Source organism: Acinetobacter sp. NIPH 542 (assembly GCF_000369825.1).
Taxonomy (GTDB): domain Bacteria; phylum Pseudomonadota; class Gammaproteobacteria; order Pseudomonadales; family Moraxellaceae; genus Acinetobacter; species Acinetobacter oleivorans.
This window is the reverse complement of sequence record NZ_KB850206.1, coordinates 1,429,615-1,445,380: the sequence shown is the minus strand read 5'-3', so window position 1 is coordinate 1,445,380 and position 15,766 is coordinate 1,429,615. Positions and strand designations below refer to the sequence as shown.

Sequence of the window (15,766 nt, the reverse complement as noted above, 5' to 3'; positions counted from 1 at the left end):
GAAAGGATCTTTATGTCGACAACTTATTTCATAAATAAAATCAATTATATATAACCTGTTGAGTCTTATCCTTTAAATTTTGAAATTGCCTTATCCAACTTTCAAGTAGGGGTACACAAAGTACACATATATAAATTTTTTCCACGTTTTGGATTAATAGTTTTTAAAAATTAATTCAATCTAGTTGCCTACAAAATATTCATAGTATAAAAATATCGTTGGGCATAATATGTATGATTAAATTGGAGCATATTAATGCTAAAAGAAATTACAATTATTGATTTCCAAGGTAAAGAAAAAAGAGCGCACGCAAACTATACAGAAGTAGATACTAATAAAATCGGTCATTCATCTAGAGTTCAGAGACCCAAAGTTGAATATATTTTGTTAAAAGGTGAATGTATTTACCCTACTTTAAATTTGGTTTTCAACAGTTCCGATGGCAACAGCTATTATATAGAGTAAACATGATATGTCAGACAATTCAACAAAATGGCTTTGTGTGGGTGGTTTTCTAAGTGGTGAGTGGAGAGAGCAGCAATTAGAAGCATTTGATGTTGATCCTAATGATTTAAATACTCATAGTTATGAAGCAAGGAAACTCATTAATCCTGTTACCAAGACAGAACAGCATTTCTATGTATATACCGAGTTACAAGAACACGCATATGACAGGGCAATAAATTTTGCCTTATCCAAAAATCAATAAGAACAAGAGAGCACTTAGGTGCTCTTTTTTTTTAATAAGTAGTCGTTGTATTTAAATCATAGATCTTATAAGTCTAGTATTAGCAGAATTTAAAGCCTAATACATACCGTTAATTTTAATTAAATAAAAAGCTCATCGGAAGATGGGCTTTTTTATTGTAGTAGTGTTTATTGAGACTAGAGTTTCTGATTTATAATTTAAATCCAAAGAATTTTTACGTCCAATAAAAATGAAACTATTTTCAATTATCCTTATCTTATTTTATTTAAGCTCTACTTACTTACATGCTGAAAAATTAGAAAAAGAGAAAATCGAAGCTTATGTAAAATTGATAGAAAATTATCGAACTGCTGAACAAAATTTAGAAAATTATTTAAGCGGAATTCATTCGGCAGGACAAGTCAGCTTTAAACATCAGATGAGAATAGCAGACCTTTTATGTGATGTTGGGAAAGCACAAAAACCAATGATTGAATTTATGGAGTTAAATAAAGAAAGATTTAGATTGAAAAAACAGGATATTATGAATATTTTTCCACATGATCGACAAAAATTACAAGAGGAATTGGAAGAATTAAAAGATACACCGTATGAGTGTGGTAAGCAGAGTTATAAACATTTGCTGTGACGATCTTGACAGGGCAGTAACTGCTCTAAAACAAAAAAATAATAGCTAGTAAGTTTGGTTTATTAATGAGCCAGCATCAAAAATAATATTTTACAACCAGATAGTCTCAGGAATTATGGTACAAGATAGCCCCAGCTTATTGATTGTTTATGAGACATCATCTTATAACTTCTAATACTTACACTAAGTTAAGCAAAAAGACTATTTAAAAAATAAACAAAAAATAACAGTTAAGAATATTTTGTTTTATAAATTGTAATTCTCTAATTTTTCCTTAGAAATATTATATTTAATGGTGAAACATTATGTGAATACCCGAGGTTATGCACCTCATGTTTAAAATTTGGTTGGTTTTTATAGAAACAATATATCGTTATATTTGAATCTTATTTTTTTGACCAGAAGGTAAAAAATGAAAAAAATATTAGCACTAACAATTTTAATATCCTCAACTTATACATTCGCTACACCAAATAATGGAGCTGAACAAGATATTCGAAGCTATTCTTTATTGCATGGCGTAAGTACAGCAGAAGCAAATAAAGCATTGGTATTAGAAGCTAACCGAGACTCGGCACTCGACACTATTGAAAAAGAATTTAAAGGGCGTATAGGTGGTATTTACGTGGAAAACGCACCTACATATAAAATTGTGGTTAGAGTCAAAGGTTATGGCCAGAATGAGAAAAGAAATGTAGCGGTAGGGAATGCTATTTCAAAAAGCAATTTGCCTATAGAAATTCAATACGGAGCTAAAGAAACAAGAGAGAATGCTAAAGGACAATTAAATAAAGCTGCTAAATTAGCTAGTAAATATTTTTCTAAAGTTCAAACTGTTGGATATGACGAAAAAAGTGGAAGTATTTATGTTCGCGTAAAGGGCAAACAAACAACAGAGAACCAAAGAAAAATAGATCAAATCAAAGCTGAATGGAACAACCCGAACTTACCGCTAGAAATTAATTTAGTTAACTGGTCTGTAAAGCCTCTTGTAGATGCTAATGGTGGAACTTTTGTTGCAGGACAAATCAACTCAACAATGTATGCAGATTGTACTACAGGTTTTGGCATCAAAAATGTCAATGGTACAAAGTACATGAGTACAGCTGCTCACTGCCCTAATAACTTCAAGAGTAAACAGGATGGAACTCCATATACATTTGTAGGTGAGATTCCGTTTGCACAGTCTAATGATCTTCAGTGGAATAGTACAACAGCCAATATCACCAATAAGTTCTACGTAGGACCAACCACCACTAGAACACTTACTGGTCGACGTACTCTATCTGCAACAAGAGTTGGTGATAGTGTTTGTCACTATGGTAATGCAACAGGATATAGTTGCGGTACTGTTAGAGGTGTGGGTGTAATTGTTCCAGAATATGATCCTAATACTGGTGCGCCTCTATTTCCTGGCAGTTTTTGGGTAGATGTAAATACGTCTACTTGTGGTGGTAGTGATAGTGGTGGGCCCGTATTTACAGCTTTAACGATTGCCAGTGGTATTCTTTCACTCGGAGCAATAGATGATGTAACAGGTGCTTGTCAAGGATATTACTATGTCCCTACAGATAAAATTTATGAAAATGGTTTTTCTTTCATTTACTAATTAAATTCCATAGATGCGATAGCATTTTTTTTGATTAAATCTAAATACAGACTATTCTGTATTTTTAACTCCGCTAAAAAATTATTTAGCGGAGTTTTTTATGGGTGAAATGTAAGAAAAATAAAATCGGCTTTATCCTAGTAAGAATAAGCTCATCGGAAGATGGGCTTTTTTTTAATTTATAAATTCCCATAGAAAATTCACTTATATTGTATATTTTTCAATCAATTAAAATAAATTAATTAAAATTAATATATTGTTTTATAATGCTTTTTATCGGAAAATTTTACCAAAAGTTAAAAAAATCTTTATTTTAAATGAAGAGGTTAATGGAAACCTCTTAAATAAAATAAAGGAAATAAAATGGATATTTTAAAATTAATAGGCGGAAATCTGCTTGCCGTGGCTTTAGTAACGGGAACTCAAACAGCACATGCAGAATTTAAACGGTTTTCTGTATCTGCTGGGTGGTTGCATGTCATGCCACAAGGGAAAGCAAATCCATTCAATATAAATACTGCTGTAGCAAATGGAACCACTGCCAAAGTCGGAACTATTTCTACTTCAGCATTTATGAAATCAATAGACCCTAATGCAACATTATCAACTGGGGAAAATGCCAAAGAAGTTCTCGATATGGTATTTAGTCATCCAGTCGATGAAAACGGCAATCAACAACAATCGGTTGGTCAGTTATTAGGGCTTGTAGATGAAAATGACATGGTTTCGCCAGATATCACTGGTACAGCAACGATTAAAGGATTAGAACAATGGGAAGGTAAAGGAACAGGGCTTGAAGCAGAAGATGTAGACACTCTGGGTTTAATGTTCAATTACTATGTGAATGAGAACGTGTCTTTACAGTTAATCGGTGGGATTCCTCCAAAAGTTGATATTAAGGGGAAAGGAGAAATCAACGCGCCGTTATCTGGTTTTGCAAATCCTGAAGGATTGGCTGCTTTGGTTATAGGGGATAGGCTTGATTTATTACAAGACATTCCAATCACTAATCTTGGTAATAAATCGAAAGCTGCTACGGTGCGTGCATGGACTCCAGCATTAGAGGCTCAATATCAGTTTGGTAAGGCAGGAGTAAATAAATTTCGTCCATATGTTGGTGCCGGAATTATGTATTCACGCTTCTCTAACATTAAGTTAAACGACCAAATTAATTCTGACTTAATTGCTGCGGGGCATATGATTCAGAATGTACTAGATAATAATGCAGGTGCAGCTTTAGATGGCAAAACTTCAAGTGCAAACCCTTATGTTCGGGTTAAAGCAACGGATGCGATTGCCCCAATTGTGAGTCTAGGAGCTACTTATGACATCACTCCAAATTGGTATGCTGTTGGTTCAGTGTCCTATGCAAAGTTAAATAACCGCGCAAATATTGATGTGATTGATAGCAAAACAGGTAAGCAGTTAATTCATGCCTCAACCAAAGTTGATATTGATCCCTTAATTACATATCTAGGTGTGGGTTATCGTTTTTAATATCTTTATTTAAATATTAATCTTTCGTTTAGGAAAATTTACGATTTAACCTGTCGTATTTTCTCTGCATAGAAAGCCCTGCCAAATATCAAGTATTGGTGGGGTTTTTCTTTTTTAACGTATGATATGTTGGTATCAATAATTCTATCCCTAAACGACCACTTTATACTTATAAAGTTGATATAGTTGGCGAGAAGGCTGATGGGGTAGTTAAAATTGATATGAGGAAAGATCAAAAACAGCTTAAATATCTTTATACAATTAAAATTACGGATGAAAATCCTCATGGTTTTCGTATAAGAATAGGAAAACATTGATTCATCATATCTTGCTGTTGTTTGAATCTAAAAGCAGCTATTTTCCTGATACAGCTATTGCTGTTTCTAGCACATTATCGATCATGATGTTGAGTTCATCATTACTCAAATGACTAAATTGTCCGTCAATAATTAAATAGCTTAGGCCATGAACCATGCCCCAAGCTAATCTTGCCATCGTTTGGCTTTGTTCAGTATCGACAGAGGTTTGAAATGCTGTTGCCGCTGCATATAGCATTCCTGTATAGAATAAATCTGTCATAGATTTTAATTTTTCATCATCTTGAGCAACAGCAAACTGGCTATACATCAGTCTAAATAAAGATGGGTTTTTAATAGCAAAATATATGTATTCTTTACCTGAGTTTAAAAAACCGGCTTTGGGGTTGGTTGCATTATGAATAGCATGCGCTTGAGCTTCTATTAATTGTTCAAAACCATATATGGCTAAAGCGGTCAGTAGTTCTTCTTTATTTGCAAAATGCCTGTAAACCGCATTTGGGGATACTCCAATCATGCGGGTCAATTCTCGCATACTAAAATCAACACCCTGGCTAGACTCTAATAATTGTAAGCCATTAATAAGTAAAGCTTCTCTCAAATTACCATGGTGATAGCTAGAAGTTGGATTTATGCTCGATGTTGACACTATAAACATCCTCGTGTAATTTTAATTAAGTATACAGTGTATACATTCGTTGATACATACTGGAATTATACAAAAAATTAATCAACAGGTAGGATGTAATCGAATGAACAGGACAAGTATCCGTAATGAAATTGTTAACAATAAGCTGGTTTCTTCCGTAGTAGGGAAGTTTCTGAGTTTCCATCAAAGCCGAGTTCCCTATAGCCCAGATAATCCTTTTCTTGTAGGTCCCTTTGCACCAGTTACTAAAGAGGTTTTTTCAAGTGATTTGGTTGTGCATGGAGAAATACCATCTTCATTAAATGGCATTTTTTTAAGAATGGGTCCAAATCCATTAGAAGTTGAAAACCCTGCAAACTATAATTGGTTTATGGGCGATGGGATGGTACATGGCCTAAGGTTAAAAGATGGTCAAGCATTATGGTATAAAAATCGATATGTAGGGACGCATCACATACATAAAAAATTAGGGCGAGAGAAAATAAAAGGTGAGCCTCGAGGTCCAGTTGATGTCGCAAATACGAATATTATTGGTCATGCAGGAAAGATCTGGACAATAACAGAATCAGGGCCGTTTCCAGTCGCTTTAGATCATGAATTAAATAGCCTTAAATATGGTTTATTCAACAGTAAAGATAATTATCCTTTTACAGCTCATCCTCATGTAGACCCAGATACGGGAGAGTTACATGCGATTTGCTATGATGCTTTACTGCCAATGCAAGTCTATTATCAGGTGATTGATCAATCGGGCCAAGTTAAGAAGCGGGTCAGTATCCCTGTTAAGCATGGGCCAATGATGCATGATTGCGGTATGACAAAAACTAAAATGCTAGTTCTGGATTTCCCTGTAACTTTTTCAATCGAGAGAATGTTACAAGGGATGCAATTGCCCTATTCATGGAATGAAAAGCACCCTGCGCGAATAGGTGTCTTACCAAAAAATGGTGATGCACAGGATATAAAATGGTTTGATGTAGATCCATGTATTATTTTTCATTCATTTAATGCATATGATCTTGAAAATGGCGATATCATTTTTGATGCTTGTGTTCACACCAAGACCTTTACTGACTCTATTCAGGGGCCAGTAGATAAGCAGCTTATCCAGTTTGAAAGATGGACTCTGCAATTTGGTACTCAAACTCTAAAACGGGAAGTAATTTCAAAAATTCCTCAAGAATTTCCTCGTCTAGATGAACGTTTTGTTGGGAAACCTTATCGTTTTGCTTATTCAATTTCTGTTGGAAATGAAGGTGAGCCAGTAGATAATATTAATTTAAAAGCAAATAATTTATTGGTCCATGATTTACTCAAAGGTGAATCCTATAAGCATTCATATGGTGATGATTATTTCACTGGCGAAGTGATTTTTTTACCAAAACACTCTAAGAGTGAAGAAGGCGATGGTTGGTTAATTTCGTATATCCATGCTTTAGACGGAATAAAGCCAAGTAAAGTCGTAATACTCGACTCCAAAAAAATTGGGCAAGACCCCCAAGCTACTATTGATTTACCTGTAAGGGTGCCTTTGGGTTTTCATGCAAATTGGGTAGATATTTAAAAAGATAGTTTAATGTGCATTCTGCTAAAAGAATGCACATTTTATATAATTAGAAAAATATTATGCTTTTGATATTTATAGATAATATTTACAAGTTTTTAGCATAATAGACTGAAAGATATGAATTTTATATGATTGAGTAAAGAAAAACCGAAGGTCACTTGAGAGATTAAATTAAAATATAAGAAATATGGTAAAGTTAAAAACCTAATTCAATACATTAAAATTGATATCAAGCTATTGTAGGAAAAACATGGTTAAAATTAAACCTCACCCAGCAACAAGCGGAAATGCATCGGCTGATCGCCTTTTAACTTTGTTAACTGCTTTTAGAATAGGTGATAAATCTTTAACCCTAGCAGAACTCGCTGAACGAACAGAATTAAATAAAGCAACCATCATGCGCTTAATTGTTTCGCTAGAAGATTTTGGTTTTGTTAACCGTCTTTCAGATGGCAGATATACGCTTGCCAGCGAAGTCATGCGTTTAAATACAATTTATCAAGATGCTTTAGACTTAGAAAGACATGTTGTGCCTTGTTTACAGCAACTTGTAGATGAAATTGGCGAAACAGCTTCTTTTTACGTTAAGCATGGGGCATATCGTCTTTGCCAATATCGAATAAACTCTACCCATCGATTGCGCGTTCATATTCAGCCGGGTGAAGTTCGACCAATGGATGGTGCGGCAGGTGCTCAAGCATTGCGGTCAACACATGAACAAGTTTTATCAAGAACTGATCCTTTTTATTCAATGGGTGTAACGGAGCCACATGCTGCTTCAATGGCATTGCCTGTGTTTGATGCTCAAAATGATGTGGTTGGCGCATTGGTTGTTTCAGGTCCATCAAGTCGTTTTACTGCGGAAATTGCAAAATCTGTGGGGGATTTTTTCTTCAAAATTGCAGATGATTTAACGAAAAGTTTAGGTGGTAAGAGTATTCGTAATTAATCTTAATATTTTAAATATAAAAAAGGGGCTAATGATTTAGCCCCTTTTTTATTCGTATTATTTACGAAGTGCTTTGCGGTTGGTTAAACAAAACGGCTTTCTTTCTAGACATAATGAAAACCATAATAGCCGATACGAGATTTAAGGCTGCAAGTGGAAGTAGGGCTATAGCATGGCTTCCTGTTGCATCATGGATTGCACCATAGATATTCACCATCATGCCGCCACCAATCAGGTTAGCGCATGCGCCAATTGCTGCTAGTCCAGCCGCCGTTGTAGTCGGTGACATCCATGAGGATGCTAAAGCCCAGAATGGACCTTTCACAGAATAAGCACCAATTAAAACGATACTGAGTAAAAAGATTGTGCCAATAAGTGAAGACGTGAGCAAAGCAATTAATAAACCAATTGAGATCATTAATAGAGCGATTGCTGTATGCCAAAGGCGTTCATTTTTACGATCTGAGCTACGACCCCAAAGAATCATGGCAATAGAAGCGATGCCATAAGGAATTGCATTCACTAAACCGATTTCTAAATTACTCAAACCAAATGATTTAATTAATTGAGGTGCCCAAACACTCATTGTACTTCCAGCAGCAGAAGCACCAGAATAAATAATGATCATAGCCCAAATATATTTATTCTTTAGAAGTTGCCATAGTGAAATATGACCAATCGGAGTTTTTTGTTGGCGTTCAAATTGTAGTCTTTCAACTAACCAAGCTTTTTGTTCGCTATTGAGCCATTTTGCCTGTTCTGGTCGATCTGTGAGTACAAATAGGCAAGCGATACCCAGTAAAATCGCAGGAATACCTTCTAAAATAAATAGCCAATGCCATCCGCGCATGCCCATCAAACCATCTAGGGATAACAAAAAACCAGATAATGGTGAACCTAAAAAGTTTGCACCTGGAATTGCCACCATAAATATAGCAATCATTCGGCCTCTATAATTGGCGGGCAACCAATAAGTTAGATATAAAATCACGCCAGGGAAAAAACCAGCCTCGGCAGCGCCTAGCAAAAAGCGCATAATATATAACGATGTGGAGCTTTCAACGAATGCTGTTGCAGCTGAAATTACCCCCCAAGTCACCATAATTCGGGCAATCCATACTTTTGCTCCAAATTTTTGCATGGCGAGGTTGCTGGGTACTTCAAATAGAAAATATGCAAAGAAAAATAAGCTACTGGCAAAACCAAAGGCAGTAGCTGTTAATCCAAGGTCTTCATTCATTTGTAATGAAGCCATACCAATATTGCCACGGTCAATAATAGCAATCACATAACAAAGCGTTAAAAAAGGCAGCAATCGCCACGCCACCTTGCGCATTGTTTCACGTTCAATCGCACTCGCTTGAGAATATTCTGTAGACATAAAAAAATCCTTTTTTATATTCAATATTTTAATTGTTCTCGCATCTAAAAGCTTAGAAACAATTGAGTTCCATGATTAGCTATTGAGTAACTTCCAGTTAGCGATAGCTCGTGGGTTTAATAGTTGACCATCCCAAATACTCACAATCTGTTCGAGTGCTAAGAGACCGACGCGATTACGTGAATCTGTTGTGTTTGCTCCTATGTGAGGAGTAACAACTAGATTAGGTAATTCCCATAATGGATTATCTTTTTCAGGTGGTTCTGAAGAAAAAGTATCTAAACCTGCACCAGCAATTTTATTATTTTTTAGTGCATCAACTAATGCAGCCTGATCAATTAATTCCCCACGTGCTGTATTAATTAAGATGCTTGAGCGTTTCATCTTTTCAAATTGGGCATGAGAAAATAAGTGTCTATTCTCTGCTGTGAGTGGACAGTGTAGGCTAATAATGTCACTGGTTTCTAAGAGTTTTTCAAAGTCATGCTCTTGTTCTACATAATCAAGCTCTGGCAGATTTTGTAGAAACGGATCATATACTTTTACTTTCATGTTTAAGGGAGCGACTAACTTCATGAGTATGCTGCCGATGGCCCCTAAACCAATTAAGCCCAGCGTTTTTCCATATAACTCCACACCATTTGCACTTGCTTTGTCCCAATGACCTTCTCTGATTCGTTGGTCTAACCACGTGACTTGTCGAGCAACATTAAACATGAGTGCAAAAGCGTGTTCGGCAACAGATTGTGCATTTGCGCCTACGGCAATAGTGACAGGAATTTTTCGTTCAGCGGCAGCTTGAGTGTCGATTGTGTCAAACCCAACACCATGTTTTGCAATGACTTTTAAATTATCTGAAGCAAAAATCATATCCCTAGAAAGTTTGCCTGTTCGCACAATAATTGCATCAGGTTGTTCATCATGGATGAGTTTTTCCATTTCATCTTTTGCCATGTAAGGTTCAGTTGGAATCAACTGAATATCATGGGATTGAGCATACAGTAACGCATCTGAAGTTAATGTTGGCCCCGTGATAAGAACTTTACGTTTCATTTTGACTTGCACTCCATTTAAGTATTTTGAACAAAATACGTCCTTAATAATCCATATTATTAAAACGACATTTCAAAAAAATAGTCAATAGTAAAAATTCAATTTAAAAATTGGGTAAATTTTAGTTAAATTAAATTTAAAAATGAAATGACATTTCAAAAAAATGCTGTCATATTAATTTGCACAAGAAAACTGATGTAAGGGAAAAGTTATGGCAATTGGTTTTAGAGTGCTAAAAAACGACAGAAAAGTTGAGCAAAAATGGATTGAGCAATATCGAGATCTACCAGTCGCTAATGTCAGTGACTCAATGAATCGAATGACTTCAGGCGGGGCTCAATTAAGACCAATGCATAAAAAGGGATATCTTTGTGGACCTGCCATTACAGTTAAGGCGCGTCCGGGTGACAACTTGATGTTGCACTACGCTATTGATATTGCCCAAGCGGGAGATGTCATTGTGGTTGATGCGGGTGGTGATCTAACCAATGCATTAATTGGAGAGATGATGGTTGCTTATGCCATTAAAAAAGGTATAGCCGGCATTGTTATTAATGGTGCGATTCGTGATTCGGTTGTAATTGGAGAGGGAGATTTCCCACTTTTTGCGGCAGGAGTTTCACATCGAGGGCCTTATAAAGACGGACCGGGGGAAATTAATGTCCCTATCGCAATCAATGGAATGGTAATTGAACCAGGAGACTTGATTTTAGGGGATGAAGATGGGCTTTTAAGCGTACCGTATGCTGAAGTAGAAGAAGTTTATCTGAAGGCAAGTGCCAAACATGCCGCTGAACAAAAGCAATTAGATCAAATCGCCGTAGGTGAAAATGACCGTAGCTGGGTGATCAACAGCTTAAAACAAAAAGGATGCGAATTACCCGAATAAGGTCATTCAAGAATATTCAAGCAAGAACGGAACTAGCGAAGTCAATGGTTGAGCTTCGTTAGCCTCTCAAAAGTTAACTCAATAATTATTAGGTCGCTAATTGAAAAATAGGAAATTTCAATTTGGTCTAGATAATTTCGTCTAAAGGAAAAGGACATGAAATATAAAGGGATTATTTATTTATCGTTATTAATGAGTATGACTTTGCAGCAAGCCCAAGCTGAAAGCGAAGATAACTCAGCGCTAAATGAAAAAATAAGTAAATTACAAGCACAAATAGATTATTTGATGGAGCAGCAAAATTTAAATAAAAATAATGGATTAAACAAAGCACCTGATTTGATTCGAAACAAAACATCAAACACCGAAACGCCTGTTACAGCTGACCAAACTAAAATTAAATTTTATGGAAATATACGGGTTGATGCTGCATATGATTTTGAAGGCTCAACGCGTTCAATTGCGAATAAAACAGGGTCATTACCATTAGATAATTCAAACTCAACAAGTAAATCATTAAATGTTTCTGCTGCGACTTCCCGTGTAGGTGTTGATATTGTCAAACCGACCTCAAAAGGAGATTTAATTGGAAAGCTAGAAGCCGATTTCATGGGAAGTGGCGGAGATAACGGTAATGGTTCGGTTCGGGTTAGACATGCGTATATTTCACTAGGAAATTGGTTGATTGGTCAAACCACTTCACCTTTTGTGAATAGTGATACAGCTCCAAGTTTGGTTGATTTTACAGGCGCGATGGGTACAGGAACTCAGCGTAATATCCAAATCCGTTATCAGCACGTTGTTGATGCCAAACAAAAATTATTAGTCGCTTTGGAAGGCGGTGATGTTGAAAATAAAAATGTAGAAGGCGGCAGCCGTTTTCCTGCATTAACCATGCGATATGAATTTAAGAATCCAGATTTTTTGGTTCAATTGCACGGTATGCTTCATGAAAATCGAGCAATCTCTGATACGAATGAAGAGCAAACTAAACTTGCTTGGGGTGCTGGATTAGGCACAAAGTATAAGCTTTCTGAAAACGACTCACTTGTGTTTAATTACTATCACATAGCGGGTGATAACCGTTACATGCTGTATTCAAAAGATAATGATGCATTCTACTTTGATCAAAATCGAATGTATTTAAGTGAATTTGATTCTATTGAGTTAGGTTATATGCGTAAATGGAATGAAAACTTACGCTCTTCTTTGTCTGCTGGTAGTCTTGTCTATAAAGATTCAAGTTTTTCAGAAAATAACCCTGATCAAAATAAAAGGCTAATCAATGCAAGCGTCAATTTATTTTGGACGCCTGTCGAAAAAGTCGATCTTGGTGTTGAATATACCTATGGTAAGAGAGAAACTTTTTCAGATTTAGAAGGAAAGTTATCTCGAATCAATTTATTAGGTCGATACAATTTTTAATGTAATCACAGCCACTTTAATATCAAAGTGGCTTTCTTTTATCTGATTAGGACTAATATTGTGGAACAAATTAATTATGCAAATGCAAGATCACAATTTTCAAAAGTCATGGAAAGAGTGCTGTTAGGTTACGCCGTAAAAATTACACGAAAAGAGAAAGACTCTGTGGTTCTAATCAGTGAAAAGGCATATTTTGAATATAAAAATGCGATGTTTGAGCTTAATAAATTAAAAAACAAAGATTTTTAACTCCCCACGATCCGCTTCTCAAGCATCTCTATAAAAGTTTTTAAAATAATATTGTGATTTTTGCCTTTTTCTATCATCATTTACTTTTTTAAACTATGAAAGCTAGTGAGCTTTAGAAATTATTAAAATTAAGATCAAATTATTGTGCTAATTAACTAAAGTCTTGGTAAGGTAAATTATATCGATTAATAAAATTATTATTATGAATTTTTATGGATTTTATTATTTTTTGTGGTAAATTTTTTGCGTTATAAATAGGTTTTTACAAAAATGCAAAACATACTTACTTTTATTAAAAATGGTCAAAAAATTACTTTAGATGCTTCTTTAGTTCAAAGTGTAAAAGATACTGGAAATGGTTTTGAAATTACTCTTAAAAGTGGTGAGGTAATTCAAGCTGAATCATATAGTATTAGTCCAAATGATCAGTTCATAGAGCAAGTTTCTAGTCAGCAAGTAGAAAATAATTCTGAGGCTGAGGAGAAAGTTGAAAAGGACGAAGTTTTAAAAGAAAAGAGTTTATTGGATTCACAAGCAATGTTATGGGGTGGCGCTGCGATCGCACTTGGTGGTATTGCGGTAGCAGCATCAAGTGGTGGTAGTGATAGCTCAGCACCTTCAGATCGGACTCCTCCAGCAAGTTTAACTAAAATATTGTCGAAAGATGGTAAAACGATAACTGGTTTAACAGAAGCTGGTGCAACTGTTACAGTTGAAAATATAGCTGGCCAAGTGATCGGTTCTGCTAAAGCTGGAGCAGATGGGACATTCTTAATTAATTTGGATAAAGCGTATATTAATGGTGAAACACTAAAAGTTTCTGCTCAAGATGCTGCTGGTAATAGTACAGTTAAACAAGAGCTTATCGCTTCTGATATTACGGCTCCTACTTTAGCATATGCTATTTCTTCTAATGGTAAAACTATTACAGGTTTGACAGAGGCTAATTCAACTGTCACTGTGAAAGATTTATCTGGAAAAATCATTGGTACTGCAAAGTCTGATAATGATGGAAAATATACAGTCATACTAGATAAAGCTTATTTAAATGGTGAAAATCTTACTATTTCTGCCGAAGATTTAGCTGGTAATAAATCAACAATTCAAACAATTTTGGCTGACGATAAAACTGCCCCATCAAGTTTAACTGCAATTATAGATGCTGCTGGTAAAGTGGTTACAGGTACGACTGAAGCGAATGCTGTTGTAACAATTAAAAATACTGCAGGAACTGTAATCGGTACAGCTACCGCAGACGCTACAGGAAAATATTCAGTTACCCTAGATAAAGCTTATGTAAATGGTGAAAGTTTAAGTGCAACGGCTGCAGATAAATCAGGTAATGCTACCGCACCAAAAACCATTGTTGCACCAGATACCACGGCACCATCAAGCTTAACTGCAATTATAGATACTGCAGGTAAAGTGGTTACAGGTGTAACCGAAGCGAATGCTGTTGTAACAATTAAAAATACTGCAGGAACTGTAGTCGGTACAGCTACAGCGGATGTGACCGGTAAATATTCAGTTACCCTAGATAAAGCATATCTAAATGGTGAAAGCCTTAGCGCTACAGCGGCAGATAAATCAGGTAATGCTACAGCGCCGAAAACCCTTGTTGCACCAGATACCACGGCACCATCAAACTTAACTACAACGATTGATGCTGCAGGTAAAGTGGTTACAGGTGTAACCGAAGCGAATGCTGTTGTAACAGTTAAGAATATTGCAGGAACTGTAGTCGGTACAGCTACCGCAGACGCTACAGGAAAATATTCAGTTACCCTAGATAAAGCTTATGTAAATGGTGAAAGTTTAAGTGCAACGGCTGCAGATAAATCAGGTAATGCTACCGCACCAAAAACCATTGTTGCACCAGATACCACGGCACCATCAAGCTTAACTGCAATTATAGATACTGCAGGTAAAGTGGTTACAGGTGTAACCGAAGCGAATGCTGTTGTAACAATTAAAAATACTGCAGGAACTGTAGTCGGTACAGCTACAGCGGATGTGACCGGTAAATATTCAGTTACCCTAGATAAAGCATATCTAAATGGTGAAAGCCTTAGCGCTACAGCGGCAGATAAATCAGGTAATGCTACAGCGCCGAAAACCCTTGTTGCACCAGATACCACGGCACCATCAAACTTAACTACAACGATTGATGCTGCAGGTAAAGTGGTTACAGGTGTAACCGAAGCGAATGCTGTTGTAACAGTTAAGAATATTGCAGGAACTGTAGTCGGTACAGCTACCGCAGACGCTACAGGAAAATATTCAGTTACCCTAGATAAAGCTTATGTAAATGGTGAAAGTTTAAGTGCAACGGCTGCAGATAAATCAGGTAATGCTACCGCACCAAAAACCATTGTTGCACCAGATACCACGGCACCATCAAGCTTAACTGCAATTATAGATACTGCAGGTAAAGTGGTTACAGGTGTAACCGAAGCGAATGCTGTTGTAACAATTAAAAATACTGCAGGAACTGTAGTCGGTACAGCTACAGCGGATGTGACCGGTAAATATTCAGTTACCCTAGATAAAGCATATCTAAATGGTGAAAGCCTTAGCGCTACAGCGGCAGATAAATCAGGTAATGCTACAGCGCCGAAAACCCTTGTTGCACCAGATACCACGGCACCATCAAACTTAACTACAACGATTGATGCTGCAGGTAAAGTGGTTACAGGTGTAACCGAAGCGAATGCTGTTGTAACAGTTAAGAATATTGCAGGAACTGTAGTCGGTACAGCTACCGCAGACGCTACAGGAAAATATTCAGTTACCCTAGATAAAGCTTATGTAAATGGTGAAAGTTTAAGTGCAACGGCTGCAGAT

Annotated in this window: 14 protein-coding genes and 2 pseudogenes; 12 read left to right on the top strand and 4 right to left on the bottom strand. The window is 36.2% G+C overall.

All coding sequences use genetic code 11. The annotated features are described in order from the left end of the window. Positions 1-255: 255 nt before the first annotated feature. The 6 genes and pseudogenes from F886_RS12220 to F886_RS20555 form a co-directional block, all read left to right on the top strand. Positions 256-465: a hypothetical protein gene (locus F886_RS12220; protein ID WP_005305637.1), complete on the top strand. Its 210-nt coding sequence runs from the start codon at positions 256-258 to the stop codon at positions 463-465. Between the two features lie 7 nt (positions 466-472). After that, a complete protein-coding gene (locus F886_RS12215; protein ID WP_005305634.1) occupies positions 473-709 on the top strand; it encodes a hypothetical protein in 237 nt (78 codons plus the stop codon). A 229-nt stretch (positions 710-938) separates the two neighbouring features. Next, positions 939-1,337 (top strand): hypothetical protein, encoded by a 399-nt coding sequence (locus F886_RS12210; protein ID WP_005305631.1) that lies wholly within the window; start codon positions 939-941, stop codon positions 1,335-1,337. A 412-nt stretch (positions 1,338-1,749) separates the two neighbouring features. Continuing rightward, on the top strand, positions 1,750-2,946 hold the full coding sequence (locus tag F886_RS20560) for a hypothetical protein (protein ID WP_005305628.1): 1,197 nt from the start codon (positions 1,750-1,752) through the stop codon (positions 2,944-2,946). A 363-nt stretch (positions 2,947-3,309) separates the two neighbouring features. Then, a complete protein-coding gene (locus F886_RS12195) occupies positions 3,310-4,443 on the top strand; it encodes an OmpW/AlkL family protein (RefSeq protein ID WP_005305625.1) in 1,134 nt (377 codons plus the stop codon). 143 nt (positions 4,444-4,586) lie between these two features. Next, positions 4,587-4,760: pseudogene (locus F886_RS20555) on the top strand (hypothetical protein); the annotation flags it as partial. 37 nt (positions 4,761-4,797) lie between these two features. Here F886_RS20555 and F886_RS12190 read toward each other — a convergent pair. Further along, positions 4,798-5,418 (bottom strand): TetR/AcrR family transcriptional regulator, encoded by a 621-nt coding sequence (locus F886_RS12190; protein ID WP_225623319.1) that lies wholly within the window; start codon positions 5,416-5,418, stop codon positions 4,798-4,800. 94 nt (positions 5,419-5,512) lie between these two features. Here F886_RS12190 and F886_RS12185 point away from each other — a divergent pair, with 94 nt between their 5' ends. Continuing rightward, positions 5,513-6,973 carry a carotenoid oxygenase family protein gene (locus tag F886_RS12185; RefSeq protein WP_005305618.1) on the top strand — a complete coding sequence of 487 codons (1,461 nt, stop codon included), beginning with the start codon at positions 5,513-5,515 and terminating at the stop codon, positions 6,971-6,973. A gap of 253 nt (positions 6,974-7,226) precedes the next feature. Beyond that, on the top strand, positions 7,227-7,925 hold the full coding sequence (locus F886_RS12180; RefSeq protein ID WP_005305615.1) for an IclR family transcriptional regulator: 699 nt from the start codon (positions 7,227-7,229) through the stop codon (positions 7,923-7,925). A 61-nt stretch (positions 7,926-7,986) separates the two neighbouring features. On the opposite strand, the gene F886_RS12175 is transcribed toward F886_RS12180, so the two are convergent. Continuing rightward, the gene (locus F886_RS12175) at positions 7,987-9,306 is read right to left on the bottom strand and encodes an MFS transporter (RefSeq protein ID WP_005305612.1); all 1,320 of its coding nucleotides are present in this window, start codon (positions 9,304-9,306) and stop codon (positions 7,987-7,989) included. A 75-nt stretch (positions 9,307-9,381) separates the two neighbouring features. Next, on the bottom strand, positions 9,382-10,371 hold the full coding sequence (locus F886_RS12170; protein WP_080973570.1) for a hydroxyacid dehydrogenase: 990 nt from the start codon (positions 10,369-10,371) through the stop codon (positions 9,382-9,384). Positions 10,372-10,570: 199 nt separating this feature from the next. Here F886_RS12170 and F886_RS12165 point away from each other — a divergent pair, with 199 nt between their 5' ends. The 3 genes from F886_RS12165 to F886_RS12155 all read left to right on the top strand — a co-directional run bounded on the left by F886_RS12165 (position 10,571) and on the right by F886_RS12155 (position 12,922). Continuing rightward, on the top strand, positions 10,571-11,248 hold the full coding sequence (locus F886_RS12165) for an RraA family protein (protein WP_005305607.1): 678 nt from the start codon (positions 10,571-10,573) through the stop codon (positions 11,246-11,248). A 156-nt stretch (positions 11,249-11,404) separates the two neighbouring features. After that, entirely contained in the window at positions 11,405-12,673 is a 1,269-nt protein-coding gene (locus F886_RS12160) for a DcaP family trimeric outer membrane transporter (RefSeq protein ID WP_005305605.1), read from the top strand. A 60-nt stretch (positions 12,674-12,733) separates the two neighbouring features. Beyond that, a complete protein-coding gene (locus tag F886_RS12155) occupies positions 12,734-12,922 on the top strand; it encodes a type II toxin-antitoxin system Phd/YefM family antitoxin (RefSeq protein WP_005305602.1) in 189 nt (62 codons plus the stop codon). Here the strand turns inward: F886_RS12155 and F886_RS20670 are convergent. Then, a pseudogene (locus F886_RS20670) lies at positions 12,919-13,002 on the bottom strand (hypothetical protein); the annotation flags it as partial. The gene F886_RS12155 and the pseudogene F886_RS20670 sit on opposite strands and share 4 nt — an antisense overlap. Before the next feature lie 190 nt (positions 13,003-13,192). On the opposite strand from F886_RS20670, the gene F886_RS12150 reads away from it, so the two are divergent. Beyond that, positions 13,193-15,766, top strand: a 2,574-nt coding sequence (locus F886_RS12150; RefSeq protein ID WP_005305599.1) for an Ig-like domain-containing protein, incomplete at its 3' end; no start/stop codon positions are given.

What these genes read in the sequence shown, in the direction of transcription:
- F886_RS12180 (WP_005305615.1), top strand. Translation starts at nt 7,227, where the DNA reads ATGGTTAAAATTAAACCTCACCCAGCAACAAGCGGAAATGCATCGGCT.
- F886_RS12215 (WP_005305634.1), top strand. Translation starts at nt 473, where the DNA reads ATGTCAGACAATTCAACAAAATGGCTTTGTGTGGGTGGTTTTCTAAGT.
- F886_RS12185 (WP_005305618.1), top strand. Translation starts at nt 5,513, where the DNA reads ATGAACAGGACAAGTATCCGTAATGAAATTGTTAACAATAAGCTGGTT.
- F886_RS12190 (WP_225623319.1), bottom strand. Translation starts at nt 5,418, where the DNA reads ATGTTTATAGTGTCAACATCGAGCATAAATCCAACTTCTAGCTATCAC.
- F886_RS12165 (WP_005305607.1), top strand. Translation starts at nt 10,571, where the DNA reads ATGGCAATTGGTTTTAGAGTGCTAAAAAACGACAGAAAAGTTGAGCAA.
- F886_RS12220 (WP_005305637.1), top strand. Translation starts at nt 256, where the DNA reads ATGCTAAAAGAAATTACAATTATTGATTTCCAAGGTAAAGAAAAAAGA.
- F886_RS12160 (WP_005305605.1), top strand. Translation starts at nt 11,405, where the DNA reads ATGAAATATAAAGGGATTATTTATTTATCGTTATTAATGAGTATGACT.
- F886_RS12210 (WP_005305631.1), top strand. Translation starts at nt 939, where the DNA reads ATGAAACTATTTTCAATTATCCTTATCTTATTTTATTTAAGCTCTACT.
- F886_RS12175 (WP_005305612.1), bottom strand. Translation starts at nt 9,306, where the DNA reads ATGTCTACAGAATATTCTCAAGCGAGTGCGATTGAACGTGAAACAATG.
- F886_RS20560 (WP_005305628.1), top strand. Translation starts at nt 1,750, where the DNA reads ATGAAAAAAATATTAGCACTAACAATTTTAATATCCTCAACTTATACA.
- F886_RS12195 (WP_005305625.1), top strand. Translation starts at nt 3,310, where the DNA reads ATGGATATTTTAAAATTAATAGGCGGAAATCTGCTTGCCGTGGCTTTA.